The sequence below is a fragment of the Winogradskyella poriferorum genome, from assembly GCF_036553625.1.
Lineage (GTDB): Bacteria > Bacteroidota > Bacteroidia > Flavobacteriales > Flavobacteriaceae > Winogradskyella > Winogradskyella poriferorum.
This window is the reverse complement of the sequence record NZ_JAZHOU010000001.1, coordinates 1,238,521-1,257,270: the sequence shown is the minus strand read 5'-3', so window position 1 is coordinate 1,257,270 and position 18,750 is coordinate 1,238,521. Positions and strand designations below refer to the sequence as shown.

The window sequence follows — 18,750 nt, the reverse complement described above, 5'->3', positions numbered from 1 at the left end:
TTTTTAAAAGTTAACTCTAAGACCTACACTGTAAGTTCTTCCTGGACCAAAATAAACTTGCGCTGTTGAAGCTGTACCGTCTATATCATTAGCATCTGAAACATACTCTGTGTTAAACACGTTGTTAATTTTACCTGTTAAAGTAGCTTCAAATGATCCCATTTGGAAGGTATGTCTCATACCTAAATCAAATAAGCCAAAATCAGGAAGTTTCCAAACATCATTTGTATTACTACTACTTCTATTAGTAACATCATAAGAAGCATAGTTATCACCTGCAAAATTATAATCTAAATAAATATTAGATTTTGGTGCTAATTTGTAATCAGCTCCTAAAGCAAATGTAGTTTGTGCAGCATCACCTACTTTAATACCATCTGCATATACTTCTATAGGATCTCCTACTTGCTCACCTGCCTGGTCTCTAACAATTGCAGAAACATTACTTTTCCACTTCCAATCTCCTAAAGAAGCCATACCTGTAACTGTTAAATCATCAGTTGCTTTATATCTGAAATCCAATTCAATACCTTGGTGTAATGCATCTATACCTAAAACATTGTAAAAGAAGATATCATCACCTGTTCCTATTGATCCAGAATAAGATTTATCTAACCAATTTGTGTAGTAAATATTAACATTAGCACTTAATTTCTCACTACGGAAACCATATCCTAACTCAGCACTAAATACCTTCTCATTAACTGCATCTTCGTTAGCATCAATACCATCTTCATCTAAAAATACAGAATCTAAAAATGGAGGTCTTGAGAAGTAACCTACATTAACAAATATATTGTTTTTAGAATCTAAATTGTAGTTACCACCACCTTTGAAACCGTATCCTACAAAATTAACAGCATCTGATGATCTACTACCAGTTATAGTATTGTTCATATATTCTTTTTGTTTGTAACTACTGTTAGAAACATCAGCTGCTACAAAAATATTGAAGGCATCAGTAACTTGATATTCCGCTTGACCAAAAAGTCCATATCTTACTACGACACCATCATAGTCTTTATTATACTTATCCCCAACTTTTAATGGTTTTCCGAAAGCAAAAGTATCTGTTTCATTATCTAAAAAGAATTGACCTCCTAATAAATCATCAACTTGGTACCAGTGAGATCCAACATAGTAACGACCATCAAAACCACCAGAAATAGTCAAGTTATCATTAACTCTATTCTTATATGTAGATAAAACTCCATACCATTCGTGAGAGTTTCTAGAAGAAGATATGATATCTGTTGAACCATTTACACCATTAGCTCTGTTCTCTTCAACAATTCTATCGAAATCAATAGGTTGTAAACCTGATGATCCTATTCTGTATTCATCCGAACCAATCTTAGTACCTTCATCCCTTCTACCACCACCTGAACCGAAAGAAGCATACAATGCAGTAGATAAAGCCGATTTATCATTTATATTCCATAAGTGATTTATAGACATTTGAGGCTTGTGGTAAAAGTTGAATGATTGGTGGTAAACCTCTCCGTTTTTATATCCCCAATCTTTGTTTGCTCTTCTTGGACCTGAGTCAGTACTTTGAAGCTCTGCTATTGTAGAACGGTTATAACGCTGACCATGCTCTTGCTGAGCACCAAAGGCCGTAAAAGATAATCTGTGAGCATCATTTATTTGTTGAGATAAGCTAACAAAATAGTTATATCCTGAAAACTCTGTACCGTCTACATAACCTTCACCTCCGATTTTTGAGGCACTAACTGTAGCAGCAAATCCTTTGTCTGAAAGACCTGTTGAATAAGTCATTCCATATTTTAAATAACCATTGTTAGCTACGCTAGATATAATACTCCCACCTTTTACAGCATCGGTAGTTTTTGTGATAATATTTATAGTACCACCTACTGAAGACACTGCCACTTTAGAAGCTCCTAATCCTCTTTGAACCTGCATAGTTGACGTTACATCTCCTAAACCAGCCCAGTTACTCCAATATACTCTACCATTTTCCATGTCATTTACAGGAACACCATTAATCATTACAGCAACGTTTTCAGAATCAAAACCTCTTAAATTGATTCTACCGTCACCATAACCACCACCTGCTCTGGTAGCATAAACACCTGGTGTAGCTTTTAAAATTTCTGGAAATTCTTGAGTACTTAACTTTAAAGCAATCTCACTAGCTTTAATTGTAGAAACCGCTACAGGAGTCTTTCTGTCAACTGCAACAGAAGCTACAATCATTATTTCATCAAGACCAACCTCACTAGATACTAAAGTTATTGTACCTAAGTCTGCGTCTCCATTGTAAGCTATAGTTTGGCTAACATAACCTACATAAGAGATTACAACCTCACCAGAACCAGACTCTGCAGTAATTGTAAAATTACCATCAAAATCAGTTGTAGTACCATTGGTAGTCCCTTTTACTATAACATTAGCTCCAGGTAATGGCGAATTCATATCACCATCAATCACTTTACCTTTAATGGTACTTTGAGCATACATAACTGTTGAGAACAAAGTCATAACAGCAATACATAATAAATAATTAAATTTTTTCATTATAAAATTTAAGTTAATTGGTTTTTTATCAGCGCAAAATTACGCATTACTCTAGCTGTAACATTAACTTAATGTTAACAATTAGGCGATGTGAAGTTAATTATAATATTACCAGTATTATGCATGCATAATTAAAATTTGTTAATTTTTTTTAACAAATTTTAACAATTCTTCTTATAAAAGTCCACTAAATTTTGAGTTGATGCATCATGTGAACCCAAAAAGTTAGTATTTGTTAGCTCGTTTAGTATCGTCTTTGCTAATTGCTTACCTAACTCAACACCAAACTGGTCGTAGCTATAGATATTCCAGATGATACCTTGCACAAAGATTTTATGTTCGTACATTGCTATTAGCTTTCCTAGACTTTCTGGTGTTAGTTTTTGAATTAATAGTGAAGTTGTTGGCTTATTACCTTCAAAGATTTTAAACGGAAGTAATTTTTGTTTTTCTTCTTCCGAGAGTGTTGTTTTTTCTAGCTCTTCTAATACTTCCTCTTCTGTTTTGCCATTCATTAATGCTTCTGTCTGAGCAAAGTAGTTAGACATTAATTTATCATGATGATCTTTATCTCCATGAAGCGATTTGACAAAACCTATAAAATCAGCAGGTATCAATTTAGTACCTTGATGTATTAGTTGAAAAAATGCATGTTGCGAGTTTGTACCTGGTTCTCCCCAAATAATAGTACCTGTTTGATAGTTTACATTATTTCCTGCTCTATCTACATGCTTCCCATTACTCTCCATAATACCTTGTTGTAGATAGGTCGCAAACTGATTTAGATACTGCGTATAAGGAATAATTGCTTCACTTTCGGCATTAAAAAAGTTATTATACCACACTGTTAGTAATGCTGAAATAACAGGAATATTCTCTTCAAAATCGGCTGTTTTAAAGTGCTCATCCATTTTATGAGCTCCAGATAATAAGCTTTCAAAATTATCGTATCCTATTGCTAAACTAATAGATAATCCTACTGCACTCCATAATGAAAAACGACCTCCAACCCAGTCTTTCATTGGGAAGATATTGCCTTCATTAATACCAAATGCTTTTACACTCTCTATATTAGTAGAAACAGCAACAAAATGTTTAGCAATAGCATCTTCTGGCAATGTTTCTAAAAACCAAGCTCTAATAGAGTTGGCATTAGATAGTGTCTCTTGTGTTGTAAATGTTTTAGAAACAATAACGAATAAGGTTGTTTCAGGATTTAAGTCCTTAATAACCTCTTTGTAATGATCACCATCTACATTACTTACAAAATGTGTATTTAAATGATTTTTGTAATATTGAAGCGAGTCTACAACCATAGCTGGCCCAAGGTCTGAGCCTCCGATTCCTATATTTACAACATCTGTTATTGATTTCCCGGTGTGCCCTTTATGACTACCACCTAATACAGTATCGGTAAAATCTTTGATTTTTTGTTTTACTTCATAAATTTCTGGGATTACATTAACATCTTCTACATAAACTTTAGCATCTTCTTTAGCTCTTAATGCTGTGTGCAATACTGCTCTTCCTTCTGTTGCGTTAATGATATCACCTTCAAAATACTTTGAAATAGCATCTTTTAAATCCACCTCATTAGCCAGCTCAATTAGAGAATTGAGTGTTTCTTTGGTAATTCTATTTTTTGAAAAATCTACATAAAAATCTTCCCACTTAATTGTTAGTTCTTCTGCCCGTTTTGGGTTAGACTCAAAAAGCTCTTTTAAGTGTATGGACTTAATGGTTTCAAAATGGGCTTGTAATTTTTTCCAAGATTCTGTTGCGGTTGGGTTTGTAGATTTAAGTGCCATTATTGTATGTCTGTTGTTTTGTCTTCTGTTATTGTATTTTCAGCATTTTGAGTCTCAGTTTCTAAAAAGAAAATATTATCAAGTCGTTGCTTTACAGGCTTGATATACTCTAAATATTTAGTCTTTAGACTATCTGAAATTGGTTCTGCTTCAGGCAATTTTTGCTTAAAAGGATCTACTTGTTTTCCGTTTTTCCAAAAACGATAGCAAACATGTGGACCACCTGTATTCCCTGTCATACCTACCCAACCAATTATATCTCCTTGTTTAACATACTGCCCTTTTTTTACATTTTGAGCTTTCATATGAAGGTATTGTGTGGAGTATGTTGCATTATGCCTAATTTTCACATATTTACCATTACCACCTCGTCTTGTAGATTCTATTACTGTTCCATTTGCGGTTGCCATAATTGGAGTACCTACAGGAGCAGCAAAATCAGTTCCTTTATGTGGTCTTACTTTGTAGCCATAATAAGCAATTCGTCTATTAAGATTATATCTAGATGATAATCTACCAAATTTTACTGGCATTTTTAAAAACGCTCTCCTTAGGTTTTTGGCATCTTCATTAAAATAGTCTACAATATTTTTAATAGAATCTGTTTTAAACTGGAAGGCATACAATGAATCACCATTATGTTCAAAATAAGCCGCTTTTACATTATGCACACCTGCATAAATAGTATCGTTTATGTATTTGTCGGTATAAATCACCTTAAACCTATCACCAGGCTGTAAACGTCTAAAATCTATAGTCCAGGCATAAATATCGTCTGCCATTTTATAGGCTAACACCTGACTTAAACCCTTATTCTCTAAAGTCTCAGAAATATTATTTTCTATAACACCTGTAGCTGTTTTCTCTACGTAAGTAATAGGCTTTGTGCGTGTATATGCCTTAATAGAATCTTTAAAATCAATAACGACATAGTCTTCAAGATTTTGCTGATAAATAAACGTAGTAGGCTTTTTTATACTGTCATTAACTTTTTCCTTATCGTATAATAAAGCATAAGGTTTACCAACTTGAAGCTTTCTGGCAATATCAAAAGTGTCTTTAGCTTTCTCTGCTATTTGAAAAATCTCTGGGTAACCAATATTATTTCGCTCTAGAATTATACCAAAAGTATCTCCTTTCCTAACGGTATCTCTTTTAAACTCAAACTTTGTTAAATCAAACCCGAATTCTAATATTTTTTCTTCCTGTTTCTTCTCAGCAATTTCTTTTTTGTAGTTCTCTGCTGAATTATCTTCTTTACATGCAACGAAAAATACCGTAAAAACGGTAATTACTATTAATCCTTTTAAACGCATTAATTGCTAATTATATATTATTTCCCCAATTTTCTAATTCTTCTTCTGACCACAAATCTGGAAAGAAAATACGCCTTTGATATCTTGGATGCATGTATTTTTTCCAGTCACTTCCTCCAGTTGCTTCTCCATCTCCCATACCACTCTCAATATAATGTTTTGCAGCATTGTAATGTGCCATTACCCATGTTACGTTAACCGTATAATCATAATGACGCATTGCCTTTACCAAGTCTTCATCTTTTTGGTCTTCTTCTGGCAGTTCTTTAAAGCGCGTCCATAGATTTTTGGTGTTATACTTTTCCATAAATCTTAAGAACTCGTCTTTATAACGCTTTTCAAAATTAACTAAAAGTGTAGATTTTTTACCTGTACTATGATCTTTTCCTGCGGCTTGCCAATATAAATGCTCAAAGGCATGTGTATATGGTGTATTTCTATCAATATTAGCTCTAAATCTATAGTCTATTAAATTTATCAGTTCAGTAGAAGCGAACTCAATAAGACGATACTGAGCACTTTGAAAACCACTAGCTGGTGTTAGCGTATATCTAAACTTCATGTACTGCTCTACTTCCATACCTTCTCTCATAATATTGAAAGAGGTTGTAAGCATATCGAAATATCGACTAATACGCATTATTTTACTTTCAAAGAAAACAACATCGAGATTTTCTTTTTCTGCTACTTGAGAAATTTCCCAAAGTATCATTTTAAAAATAAGCTCATTGATTTGATGATATGCTATAAAAACCATCTCATCTGGAAGCGTAGTACGCTGTATCTGAAGGTTTAACAGTGCATCTGTTTGTATATAATCCCAATATGTAATCGGCTTGCTATATAGCAAGCCGTATAAATGGTCATCTGTATCTTGGTCTATTTTAACATACTTCTCTTGAAGTTGTTTTAAAATCTCATCGAAATTCGGTTGGTCTGGCATAAATTAATTATCAAATACTATCGGAAAGGAGTGTTTTAATCCTTTAAATTGCACTAAATCTGCACGCAGTGAACCAACTGCTAAATCTGCTTTTATTTTTAGTGGAATTTTATTTTTATCGGCACTTACCCACAAAGTTAAACTTTCTTCTTCTTTAAACACACGTCCAGCCATAACATATGGTCTAAACTTTAAAGACTTCACCTTTATATCAGAATCATTGATATCTACTTTAATGGTTTCTTTACCTAAATACTTAAGCTTAAAACCATAGTTTTCTTCATCAAAAAACATATTGGTTGTTATTTCATCTCCAATTTTTAAATCATCAATATTTATACTATTTCTTAGATAGTAATACATCGATACCATGTCTTGTACATCTTTTTCTGTTGATATCGTTTTTGTTTTTTTATGCTTTTTGTTGTTAACAATAGCTTTTTGTTCCTGATGATTAAACTCAATCTCTATATCTTTAGTGTGTCCACCTTCATCAATCTTTCTTATGAATTTATATGGAACACCTGTTTCTTTATCAAAATAACTCTCATAGCGATCTCTTACCTTAAAGAATAAATTAACCGCTCCTGTTGTTTTACCTTTTCCAACAACATGGTAAACGGTTTTACCATTAAGCTTTTTTTCATCAACTTTTAGAGTAGCTTCACCAGCCTTAAACCAACCACTATAGCTCATTTTAAACTTAAACCATTCACCTGATTGAAACGCAGGATCTTGCTGTGGGTTTGGTGCGTTGAGACTAACTAAGAAAACTAATATTGTGAGTAAATATTTCATAATTTTCGATTTGTAAATTTAACTAATGTAACTCAATTTTTATGTTACATTTATCTTAAATACAATTACTATTCCAAATCTATTAAAACCCTGAAATACAAGCAAAAACATTAGGTTAATTTATTGTTTCCTCGGTTTAATGCGCACATTTTAAATGTTTTTCAACAATAAAGAAGAACAAACCAAAGCGCAAAAAGTATTGAAGCAATTATTTTTAGTGTCGAAAAATTTAGGATTGGTATTCTATTTAGCGCGTTTAAAAACTCTATTTCTAAACGCGCTAAATTTTTATAATGTTCCTCGTTTTGCCTGCTCCCTCTCTATTGACTCAAATAAGGCCTTAAAGTTACCTGCACCAAAACCACGTGCTCCCATTCGCTGAATGATTTCGAAGAATAGGGTTGGTCTATCTTCAACCGGCTTAGTAAAAATTTGAAGTAAATAACCTTCCTCATCTGCATCTATCATGATACCAAGTGATTTCAAAGTTTCAATATCCTCTCGTAATTCGTGACTAAACTCTTCCAATCTTCCTGGCACAGCTCTGTAATATTCTTCTGGTGGAATGGACAAAAACTCCACTCCTCGCTTACGCATTTCTGATACTGTTTTTATTATATCATCTGTTGCGACAGCTATGTGTTGCACTCCTGGTCCTTCGTAAAAATCTAAATATTCTTCAATCTGAGAACGTTTTTTACCTTCAGCAGGCTCATTAATTGGGAATTTTATTCTTCCGTTACCATTACTCATCACTTTACTCATTAATGCTGAGTATTCAGTATGAATTTGTTTATCATCAAACGATAAAAAGTTTACAAATCCCATAACGTCTTCGTACCATTTTACCCAAGTATTCATTTCGCCCCAACCTACGTTGCCTACCATATGATCTACATATTTAAGACCTACTGGCTCTGGATTATAATCTGACTCCCACTTTTCGAACTTAGGCATAAAGACTCCGTTATAATTTTTGCGCTCTACAAACATGTGCACGGTTTCACCATAAGTGTAAATTCCTGCTCTTACAACCTCTCCAAACTCATCAGTTTCTACTGTTGGCTCCATATAGGATTTTGCTCCACGTTTTGTGGTTTCTTCGTAAGATTTGCGAGCATCTTCTACCCAAAGAGCTACAACTTTAACACCATCACCATGCTTTACGATATGATCGTTAATTGGATGCTGAGAATTTAATGGTGTCGTGAGCACTAACCTTATCTTGTCTTGCTTTAACACATAAGACACTGTGTCTTTACTACCAGTTTCTAAGCCTTTGTAAGCATACGACTGAAAACCAAATGCTGTTTTGTAAAAGTGAGCAGCCTGCTTGGCATTACCTACATAAAATTCCACATAGTCTGTTCCTAATAAGGGAAGGAAATCTTGTGCTCCTTCAAATATTTTTTCTAATCCGTAGTTTACTGATTTTATTTCTTTACTCATATCTTTTTAGAATAGAGAAGCTAGAATAGAGAAAAAAGATGACTTACAATTTGTTTTGAAAACTCATTGTCATTTTTTGAAATTCTGCTATTTTATCTTCAAGTGATTTTAATTGTTCTTTATTTAAATAATTTCTTTTGTTTGCTATTATTTTAGTTGTGTTTCAAGTTCAAATGATGAACCTAATGAAATATCTATAAAATGAGAAAATGACCTATCTGTTCTTGAAGAACCTTCAGCAATATTGCTCGGAATTGAAACTGAACACCTATTAATTTGAGATACCAACCCGAATTTTTCTTCGTTTGGAAAACTTTCAGTTGCTTTAAAAACATCATCTACAATCTCCATCCCTAAACTCCAAATCTTTAGATTCTTGTAGTTATGTCTTTTCATATGCTCTTTTCTATTCTCTCGTTTCTAAAATCTCAACTACTCCAGCCACGATTTATAATAATCTTCATCGGCAATTTTTAAGGCATCTTCTGTAACCTTTAACGGCTTAAAAGTATCTACCATAACTGCCAATTCATCTGTTTTTACTTTACCGATACTACGCTCCATAGCACCTGGATGCGGACCATGAGGTATACCTGCTGGATGCAAGGAAATATGACCTGCTGCAATATCATTTCTACTCATAAAATCGCCATCAACGTAGTACAACACCTCATCGCTATCTATATTGCTGTGATTATATGGTGCTGGCACAGCCAATGGATGATAATCGTACAAACGTGGCACAAAACTACACACCACAAAAGCATCAGTTTCAAATGTTTGGTGTACTGGTGGTGGTTGGTGCACACGACCTGTTATAGGCTCAAAATCATGTATAGAAAAAGCATAAGGATAGTTATAACCGTCATACCCAATAACATCAAAAGGATGCGAAGCGTAAACCATTTCTATAATTTCGTCTTGCTTTTTTATTTTTATTAAAAAATCACCAGACTCATTATAAGTTTCCAACTCTTGTGGCTGACGCAAATCGCGCTCACAAAATGGTGAGTGCTCTAACAACTGACCGAACCAATTTCGGTAACGTTTTGGTGTGTAAATTGGTCTGTAAGACTCTACTATAAATAGACGATTATCTTCGGTATCGAAATCCATTTTGTAAATAACACCTCTTGGTACTAGTAAATAATCTCCGTATTTAAAATCTAAATTACCCAACATAGTACGCAACTTACCTGTGCCTTTGTGCACAAAAATAAGCTCGTCCGCATCTGTGTTTTTATAAAAATAATCTCTTGTAGATTCTTTTGGTGCAGCCAGTATAATGTTACAATCGCTATTAGTTAACACTATTTTCCTACTGTCTAAATAGTCGTTTTCTGGCTTTACTTTAAACCCATGCAAACGGTACGATTGTATGTTATTTGCTTTAGCAATTTTTGGTGCTACACTGTATTGCTTTCTTATTTCTTTTACTTGCGTTGGTCTTTGCTCGTGGTAACTATTGGTTGACATACCATCAAAACCTATAGTACCAAATAACTGCTCGTAGTAAAAGCTGCCGTCTGGTTTTTTAAACTGCGTGTGGCGCTTTGGTGGAATTTTTCCTAATTTATGATAAAATGGCATTTTGTTTTCGTTTAATTGTTGATTTGTGTATTCGTTTAATTATCGTAAACGAACAACGTTTTAAAGGTACAAAAATTAAGAGATTTCTGGCTTAACAGAAAAAACAAAAAGGGTGTATTTATTCTGGATTCCTTTTGATAAGGAAGTGTAGATAAAGTTTTAAGTTTTCCCAGAATAGTGTCATTGTGTTACAAAGTTTATAAAATTTAGTTTAAAACCAAAACCCTAGATTAAAAAACCAGTAGTCTTCTCCTGTTTCTGGCGAATAAGTGTACTTAGCCTCTAAAGGACCTATAAATGTTTCTAGAGAATAACCCAATGCATAACCAGTATAGTCTGGTGACGTAAACCAGTTGCCTGTTTCAAATAATCCATTTTCTACATTAGCATAGTTTGCTGCTAAAATTATATGATGATTTTTTAGCCATTCATAATCTAATGTAAAGCAAGACTTTACAAAGCTATTACCTGCTATATCAAAGAAGTCGTAACCGTAGAAACTGTAAAAATTGTTTATAAAATTATCTGCATATCCGCCTAATGCAAAACCGAGTGTAGATATTGAATTATCACCTAAAGTAAACCCTCCACTCGCTTCTGTCTTTAGCGCAACTTTTTTACTAAAACTAAAAGCATAACCTAAATCTGCCTTTGCTATAGAAAAAGGCTCAAAACCTGAGATAAAATCTGATGCATTGAGATACCAATGAAAATCACCACTGAAATACGCACCACTTTTAGGAAAAATTGGATGACTGTAACTATCATATTTTAATTTTCCGAATACACTAAAATAATCAGTGTTTTCAAACTCAAAATCATCCTCTTGGTTTTCTGACAGTAGTGTTTCTGATGTTATTTTTAATCGCTTATGTTCACCACCTAAGCGTAAAGAGAAGTCTTTTCTAAATAGTGTTTGTACATATAATTGATTAGTAAAATCCTGAAGCTTTGCATCAATTTTATTCAGATTGTCTAAAAAAGGTGAATCTTCTTCTAATGCTAATTGAGGGTTTATGTTTTTACTAAATTGATTGAATCGCGATTTTACACCTAAACTTATATAAAATCCCTTGTCTATAAAATAATCGAAATTAAATCTAGAATTATCCCCAAGTATAATATCTAAGGATGCTATATCATTATCAAAAAGTAACCTTTTCTTTGTAAGGTTTGCTAAAATGGCACTTTTATACAACCCATCATAATGTATACCTAGTTTTAAAAATGTTTTTGCTTCTGATTCTTGGATTTTGCCATAAAGTTTAAATTTATTTACACTATCGGTTGGTTCAAGCTGATATCTAAATGTTTCAAAATTGTTTGTTGCTATAACATTGTTTATTCTCTTTTTAAAATCATCATAGCTTAATGTTTCATTTCCTCTCAGTTTTAGTTTCCCTAAAAGATATGATCTTGTGTAACGCTCATTACCGTCTATGGCAATTGACTCTATTTTTAAACTATCTATAATTTTGAGTTTAGGACGATTTGTACTTTTGGTTTGTGATTTCTTAATTTCATTAAGTGCATCTATATGATCTAGAGCAGCTGCCTCACCGTTTGCAATAATATCTTCCCCTTCATCAAAAGAAAGTACTGAAAAATTAGCAATATCTGGCTTTATGTAAATATCTGCCATCTTCGCTTTATCTTTCATGGCATTGATGGTTCTAAAATTATTAATCTGCAATAGTATTTCTGGTGCACTTTTTAAGGCTTCTCTATCTCTTAAATCATCTTGAACATCTACACCAATAATTACATCCATACCCTTAGCTTTCAATTCTTCAATAGGGAAATTATTAGTTACACCACCATCTATTAAAATTTTATCATCTATGGTTACCGGTTGAAAAATAGAAGGCAGCGCACCACTAGCAGTCACTGCTTCTGCCAATCTACCCTTGTCTAAAATTAAGGACTCACCTGTTTCTATATTAGTTGCCATACAGAAGAAAGGAATCGGTAGTTTTTCAAAATCTCTAACTTCATTCACTGGAAGCATTAATTGATATAAAAGATTATATACATTCTGACCTCTTGACAAACCTGAAGGCAACTTAATTTTGAAATTATCAAACGGTAGACTTACTACATACTTCTCTTCACTTTGCCGCTCATAAAAAGATTTTGATTCTCTGGGAAACTCATCATTAATAAGTTCATCAAAATCTACTGTATTGAATAAATCTTCTAACTGCTGACCAGAATATCCTGTAGAATATAAGGAACCAATTATAGCTCCCATACTCGTACCAGCTACATAATCTATTTTTATACCTAAACTATCTATGACTTTTAGAGCTCCAATATGCGCAAATCCTTTTGCTCCACCTCCACTTAGCACCAGACCAACTTTTGGTTTTTTAGTCTCTTGAGCATTTACAGTATTGTTACCAAAAAATATTTGAAAGAACAACAGTACATAGAAGCCTGTTTTAAGATAATATGTTAGGTTTTTTTTCAACTTATTCTTTATGATAATAATTATAAACTTTACTAGCTCTAGAGACACCAACCACAGCTTCTAGTTCATCTAGTTTAGCATTAGCAATTCGCTTAACGGTTTTAAACTGCTTCATTAAATCGATAATGGTTTGTTCACCAACACCAGGAATGTTTTCGAGTTCTGTTTTTAGAGCTCCTTTACTACGTCTGTTCCTATGATGTTCTATCCCAAAACGATGTGCTTCGTTACGTAATTGCTGTATTATTTTTAGTGTTTCGCTTTTTTTATCTAAATATAAGGGAATTGGATCATCTGGATAGAATAATTCTTCTAAACGTTTTGCAATTCCTATAATAGCTATCTTTCCTCTCAACCCTAAGATATCAAGACTCTTTAAAGCCGATGATAATTGCCCTTTACCTCCATCTATAATTATAAGTTGAGGCAATGGCTCATGTTCGTCTAGCAAACGCTTGTAACGTCTGTACACCACCTCTTCCATTGATGCAAAGTCATCTGGACCTTCAACTGTTTTTATATTAAAATGACGATAGTCTTTTTTACTTGGTTTCCCATTTTTAAAAACCACACAAGCTGCTACCGGATTTGTTCCTTGTATGTTTGAGTTGTCAAAACATTCAATATGCCTTGGCTCTTCAGACAATCGTAAATCAGCTTTCATTTGTGCCATTATTCTATTGGCATGACGGTCTGGATCTACTATTTTTATTTGCTTTAGCTTATCCATTCTGTAATACTTAGCATTACGTTGCGATAAGTCTACCAAACTTTTTTTATCACCTAGTTTTGGTACTGACACCTTAACTTCTTCTCCTAAATCTACCTTAAACGGCACAAATATTTCTTTAGAATTAGAGTTGAAACGCTGTCTTATTTCAGTTATGGCAATTTCCAGCAATTCTTTATCAGATTCCTGCAATTTTTTCTTCAACTCTAAAGTGTGCGACCTTATTATGGAACCATAGCTTAATTGCAAAAAATTGATATAAGCATATGTCTCATCACTTACAATTGAAAACACATCAACATTGCTAATCTTAGGATTCACAATGGTAGATTTTGCCTGGTAATTTTCTAAAATTTCTAGTTTCTCTTTTATTTTTTGAGCATCTTCAAACTGCATAGCTTCAGCATATTGGCGCATTTGCACTCTAAACTGTTGTAATGAATCTTTAAAATTACCTTTCAAAATTTCGCGTATAGCAACAATATTAGCATGATACTCTTCTTCTGTTTCATAGCCTTCACAAGCACCTTTACAATTTCCGAGGTGATACTCTAAACAGACTTTGTATTTACCAGCTTCAATTTTTGATTCTGACAAATCATAATTACACGTTCTTAATTGATACAAACCTTTAATTAAACCGAGTAAGGTTTTAACGGTTTTCATGCTTGTGTATGGCCCAAAATATTCCGATCCATCCTTAATAACGCGACGCGTTGGAAAAACTCTGGGAAACCGCTCTTTTTTTACACAAATCCAAGGGTACGATTTATCATCCTTAAGCATTACATTGTACTTAGGCTGATACTTTTTTATAAGGTTATTTTCCAACAACAAAGCATCGTTCTCAGTTTCGACCACTATGTGCTTTATAGAGGCTATGTTTTTCACCAAAACACGTGTCTTCCCATACTCGTGATTTTTTGTAAAATAACTACTTACTCTTTTCTTGATATCCTTCGCCTTTCCTACGTAAATCAGCTTATCGTTAGCATCAAAATATTGATAAACACCAGGTTGGTGAGGTAGTGTTTTTATCTGTATGTCTAAGGTGGTTTCTGGCATTATTTCAAAGGTAACAATTCATTAAAGTAATTATGTATTTTGAATTAACTTTATGACTATCTTGCGCAACTTTTTTAAAAAATAAAATAGACTATGAAGAAAGTTTTGGGACGTGTTGATAAAATTGACTTCCCCGAATTACATCTAAGAAATATTGATGTAAAAATAGATACTGGTGCTTACACCTCTGCCATACATTGCTCTAAAATAAAAGAAGAGGATGGCAAGCTTTATTGCACTTTTGAGAGCAAAGAACATCCTAACTTTAACGGCAAAGAAGTCATCTTTGAAAATTATTCTTTTACAGATGTTAAGAGCAGTAATGGGCACAAAGAAAATCGTTATAAAATTAAAACTACTGCGATATTCTTTGGAAAAAGCTATAAGATTAACTTAACTTTAAGCACTCGAGACGATATGAGATTTCCAGTCTTAATTGGCCGCCAATTTCTAAAACAAAAATTCTTAATCGATGTAGATTTAGAAAACCAATCGTTTAAAAAAACTACTGATGAACATAGTCATTCTATCGCGTAATTCGCAATTATATTCTACTCGTCGTCTTATTGAAGAAGGCGAAAACAGAGGGCATGATGTAGAAGTTATAGACCCTTTAAAGTGCGACATAATTATAGAACAAGAAAAGCCAACCATATACTACAAAGATCGTTATTTAGATTATGTAGATGCGGTTATTCCTCGCATTGGTGCTTCTGTAACTTTCTATGGTTGTGCAGTTGTAAGACAGTTTGAAATGATGAATGTTTTTACGACAGTAACTTCTGATGCTATTATAAGAAGTAGAGATAAACTACGTAGTTTTCAACGGTTATCTAAAGCAGGTGTTGGTATGCCTAAAACTGTTTTTACTAACTATTCTAGAGATGTTGAAGAGGTTTTAGACCATGTTGGCGGACCACCTGTAATTATAAAATTACTTGAAGGTACACAAGGACTTGGAGTTGTTTTGGCAGAATCTAAAAACGCAGCAGAATCTGTACTAGAAGCCTTTAACGGACTACAAGCCAGAGCACTAGTACAAGAATTTATAGCTGAAGCAAAAGGTGCAGATTTAAGAGCATTGATTGTAGATGGGCAGGTTGTAGGCGCAATGAAACGACAAGGAAAAGAAGGCGAATTCAGATCTAATTTACATAGAGGTGGTAAAGCTAATTTAATTAAACTAACAGAAGAAGAGTTGAAGCTAGCCATAAAAGCAGCACGAGCATTAAAACTACCTGTATGTGGTGTAGATATGCTACAATCTACCAGAGGACCTTTAATTATGGAAGTTAACTCAACTCCTGGACTAGAAGGTATTGAAGGAGCTACACAAAAAAATATCGCTCGAGCAATTATCACATACATTGAAAGGAATAGAAGGTAATTTTTATTAAAAAGAGACTCCTGTTATAACGGAAAAAGGGCTTATGAGCGAAAAGGAAGTACTACATATTTTAGGAAAAAAAGTTGCACTTGGTGAAAGTGCCAAAGTTAGTTTTAGTGTTGCTAAACTACACACGCAAAACACCATTGAAGTTCCTGTTATCATTGAGCGCTCAAAAAAACCAGGACCAACCGTTTTAATTACTGCTGGCATACATGGTGATGAAGTTAATGGTGTAGAAGTTGTGCGTCAAATCATTTCTAAGGGTATTAATAAACCTAAAAAAGGAACTATTATCTGTATTCCTGTTATCAACGTTTTTGGGTTTATACATATGGATAGAGAATTCCCAGACGGACGTGATCTTAATCGTGTGTTTCCAGGTGCTAAAAGTGGCTCGTTAGCAAGCAGAGTTGCTCATAAACTGATGACGGAGATTGTACCTCACGCAGATTTAATATTAGATTTTCACACAGGCGGAGCAGACCGTTTTAATGCTGCTCAAATTCGAATTATTAAGAATGAAGTTATCTTAGATGAACTTGCTCAAATTTTTGGAGCTCCTATAATCTATTACACTAAAAATCTTAATAAATCCTTTAGAAATACCTGCTACAAACTAGGCATTCCTATGCTTTTGTTTGAGGGTGGTAAATCTTTTCATATAGACAATACCGTAACAAACACAGGTGTTAATGGCACTAAACGTATTTTGAATCATTTGGGTATGCTCAACCGAAAATTCAAAGTCTCTAAACCTAAGAAAAACTGTATTAAAATTTTAGACAGTAAGTGGATAAGAGCTAATCATTCTGGCATGTTTAAAGCTACTGTAAATGTAAATACAGTTGTAAAAAAAGGTGACGTCTTAGGACATATTACAGATCCTTATGGTAGTTTCAATCATTTTGTGAAAGCACCTAACAGTGGTTATATTTTCAATGTGAATGAGTCACCAATCATTTATCAAGGAGATGCCATTTTTCATATTTCTACAAAGCTGCAGCAATGACAAAATCTGAGCTACGCAAAAAATACAAAGCTTTACGAAAATCGCTTAGCTTAGACCAAATTGATGACTTCAGTCTTGCCATTGCAAATCGATTACTTCAACTTGATATTTGGGATAAATCCTTCTACCATATTTTTTTGAGTATCGAAGAACAGAAAGAAGTAAACACAGAATACATCTTAAACATTCTAGCAGGAAAAGATAAAAACATTGTAATATCTAAAAGTAATTTTGAAGATGCTTCTATGACCCATTTTCTTTTAACGGATAATACCACTATTAGAAAAAACGACTACAACATTCCTGAACCTGTAGATGGTATAGAAATTAATTCAACTCAAATGGAAGTTGTTTTTGTACCGCTTTTAGCATTTGATAAAACCGGAAACCGAGTAGGTTATGGCAAAGGTTTTTATGACAGATTTTTAAGTGAATGTAAACCCGAAACTATAAAAATCGGGTTATCGTTTTTTGAAGCTGAAGAAGAAATCTTTGAAACTTCAGAGAAAGATATTAAGCTAGATTATTGTGTAACTCCGAATCGAGTGATTCAGTTTTAGAATTAGACTCTTCCTTAAAAGCCTTCTTATTAAACACAATTAAAATACCTATTCCTGTACTAATAGCAACGTCTGCGACATTAAAAACAGGATCAAAAAAAGAAAAGTACTTTCCACCAATTATTGGCAACCATTCTGGCAAAACACCACTCCAAATTGGGAAATGCAACATATCTACTACATTACCGTAAAAAACACCTGTATAACCACCATCTTCAGGAAGAAAATCAGCCACTTGCATGTGACTATCTCCAAATAAAACTCCGTAAAAAACAGAATCTAAAATATTACCCAAAGCACCAGCAAAGATTATAGAAATAGCAAAGATTAATGTTCTAGATTTTTTCTTTTTGGTGACATCTACTAACCAAAAAGCAATACCTGTAACAGCAACAATTCTAAAAAGTGTTAAAATAAGTTTTGCTGATTTATCTGAAATAAAAGTAAAGAAATCACTCAGTTTAGTTCCCCAAGCCATGCCATCATTCTCCACAAAAGCGATTTTAAACCATGAAAACACAGTGACATCATCATTTAAAGCAAAATGTGTTTTGATATATATTTTACTAATCTGATCAACTAGTAAAATAAGAATAATAATTAATGAGGCTTTTTTTAAAGACATAATAAAAAAGCTTTGAATTCAATCCAAAGCTTAGGTTTTTCTATATAAAAATTCTAAAATAGAATTTGTGTTTATTTCTGCATATTCTTAGCTTCGATACTAAGGGTTGCGTGCGGTACTAACTTTAATCGTTCTTTGTTGATTAACTTACCTGTTACACGGCAAACACCATAGGTTTTATTTTCAATTCTAATGATAGCGTTTTTTAAGTCTCGAATAAACTTTTCTTGGCGAATCGCCAAAGCCGAGTTTGCTTCTTTACTCATAGTCTCACTACCTTCTTCAAAAGCCTTGAAAGTTGGTGACGTATCGTCTGTACCATTGTTATGGTCGTTCATATAAGCACTTTTAATCAATTCTAAATCGTGCTCAGCTTTATCAATTTTTTCTTGAATTAAAACTCTGAATTCTTCTAAATCCTTGTCAGAATATCTGTTTGTAGTATCTGTTGCCATA

General features: G+C 33.4%; 16 protein-coding genes. 4 read left to right on the top strand and 12 right to left on the bottom strand.

Features of this window, described 5'->3' with window-relative positions; all coding sequences use genetic code 11:
* Nucleotides 1-3: 3 nt before the first annotated feature.
* From V1468_RS05605 to uvrC, 10 genes are all read right to left on the bottom strand, one after another.
* Nucleotides 4-2,541: a TonB-dependent receptor gene (locus V1468_RS05605; protein WP_331809243.1), complete on the bottom strand. Its 2,538-nt coding sequence runs from the start codon at nt 2,539-2,541 to the stop codon at nt 4-6.
* 161 nt (nt 2,542-2,702) lie between these two features.
* On the bottom strand, nt 2,703-4,349 hold the full coding sequence (pgi, locus tag V1468_RS05600; protein WP_331809242.1) for a glucose-6-phosphate isomerase: 1,647 nt from the start codon (nt 4,347-4,349) through the stop codon (nt 2,703-2,705).
* Nucleotides 4,349-5,665 carry a M23 family metallopeptidase gene (locus tag V1468_RS05595; protein ID WP_331809241.1) on the bottom strand — a complete coding sequence of 439 codons (1,317 nt, stop codon included), beginning with the start codon at nt 5,663-5,665 and terminating at the stop codon, nt 4,349-4,351. The genes pgi and V1468_RS05595 overlap by 1 nt, the downstream gene beginning before the upstream one ends.
* 10 nt (nt 5,666-5,675) lie before the next feature.
* On the bottom strand, nt 5,676-6,608 hold the full coding sequence (locus V1468_RS05590; RefSeq protein WP_331809240.1) for a tryptophan 2,3-dioxygenase family protein: 933 nt from the start codon (nt 6,606-6,608) through the stop codon (nt 5,676-5,678).
* Between the two features lie 3 nt (nt 6,609-6,611).
* Nucleotides 6,612-7,406, bottom strand: a complete 795-nt coding sequence (locus V1468_RS05585; protein WP_331809239.1) for a DUF3108 domain-containing protein — start codon at nt 7,404-7,406, stop codon at nt 6,612-6,614.
* A gap of 288 nt (nt 7,407-7,694) precedes the next feature.
* Entirely contained in the window at nt 7,695-8,855 is a 1,161-nt protein-coding gene (gene hppD / locus V1468_RS05580) for a 4-hydroxyphenylpyruvate dioxygenase (protein WP_331809238.1), read from the bottom strand.
* Nucleotides 8,856-9,002: 147 nt separating this feature from the next.
* Nucleotides 9,003-9,251 (bottom strand): four helix bundle protein, encoded by a 249-nt coding sequence (locus tag V1468_RS05575; protein ID WP_331809237.1) that lies wholly within the window; start codon nt 9,249-9,251, stop codon nt 9,003-9,005.
* A gap of 36 nt (nt 9,252-9,287) precedes the next feature.
* Complete coding sequence (locus tag V1468_RS05570; protein ID WP_331809236.1) at nt 9,288-10,445, bottom strand: homogentisate 1,2-dioxygenase; 1,158 nt, start codon at nt 10,443-10,445, stop codon at nt 9,288-9,290.
* A 211-nt stretch (nt 10,446-10,656) separates the two neighbouring features.
* On the bottom strand, nt 10,657-12,915 hold the full coding sequence (locus tag V1468_RS05565; protein WP_331809235.1) for a patatin-like phospholipase family protein: 2,259 nt from the start codon (nt 12,913-12,915) through the stop codon (nt 10,657-10,659).
* Between the two features lies 1 nt (nt 12,916).
* Nucleotides 12,917-14,710 (bottom strand): excinuclease ABC subunit UvrC, encoded by a 1,794-nt coding sequence (gene uvrC / locus V1468_RS05560; RefSeq protein WP_331809234.1) that lies wholly within the window; start codon nt 14,708-14,710, stop codon nt 12,917-12,919.
* Between the two features lie 93 nt (nt 14,711-14,803).
* Between uvrC and V1468_RS05555 the strand changes: the two genes are divergently transcribed.
* The 4 genes from V1468_RS05555 to V1468_RS05540 are packed head-to-tail and all read left to right on the top strand — an operon-like array spanning nt 14,804 to nt 17,669.
* Nucleotides 14,804-15,247, top strand: coding sequence for an ATP-dependent zinc protease family protein (locus tag V1468_RS05555; protein WP_331809233.1), 444 nt, complete (start codon nt 14,804-14,806; stop codon nt 15,245-15,247).
* Nucleotides 15,222-16,097 carry a 30S ribosomal protein S6--L-glutamate ligase gene (gene rimK / locus V1468_RS05550; RefSeq protein WP_331809232.1) on the top strand — a complete coding sequence of 292 codons (876 nt, stop codon included), beginning with the start codon at nt 15,222-15,224 and terminating at the stop codon, nt 16,095-16,097. Before V1468_RS05555 ends, rimK begins: the two co-directional genes overlap by 26 nt.
* Before the next feature lie 43 nt (nt 16,098-16,140).
* Complete coding sequence (locus tag V1468_RS05545; protein ID WP_331809231.1) at nt 16,141-17,109, top strand: succinylglutamate desuccinylase/aspartoacylase family protein; 969 nt, start codon at nt 16,141-16,143, stop codon at nt 17,107-17,109.
* The gene (locus tag V1468_RS05540; protein WP_331809230.1) at nt 17,106-17,669 is read left to right on the top strand and encodes a 5-formyltetrahydrofolate cyclo-ligase; all 564 of its coding nucleotides are present in this window, start codon (nt 17,106-17,108) and stop codon (nt 17,667-17,669) included. Before V1468_RS05545 ends, V1468_RS05540 begins: the two co-directional genes overlap by 4 nt.
* Here V1468_RS05540 and V1468_RS05535 read toward each other — a convergent pair.
* Together V1468_RS05535 and V1468_RS05530 are read right to left on the bottom strand one after the other, a co-directional pair.
* Nucleotides 17,623-18,294: a lipoprotein signal peptidase gene (locus tag V1468_RS05535; RefSeq protein ID WP_331809229.1), complete on the bottom strand. Its 672-nt coding sequence runs from the start codon at nt 18,292-18,294 to the stop codon at nt 17,623-17,625. The genes V1468_RS05540 and V1468_RS05535 overlap by 47 nt on opposite strands.
* 71 nt (nt 18,295-18,365) lie before the next feature.
* Nucleotides 18,366-18,749, bottom strand: coding sequence for a TraR/DksA family transcriptional regulator (locus V1468_RS05530; RefSeq protein ID WP_331809228.1), 384 nt, complete (start codon nt 18,747-18,749; stop codon nt 18,366-18,368).
* Nucleotide 18,750 lies beyond the last annotated feature (1 nt).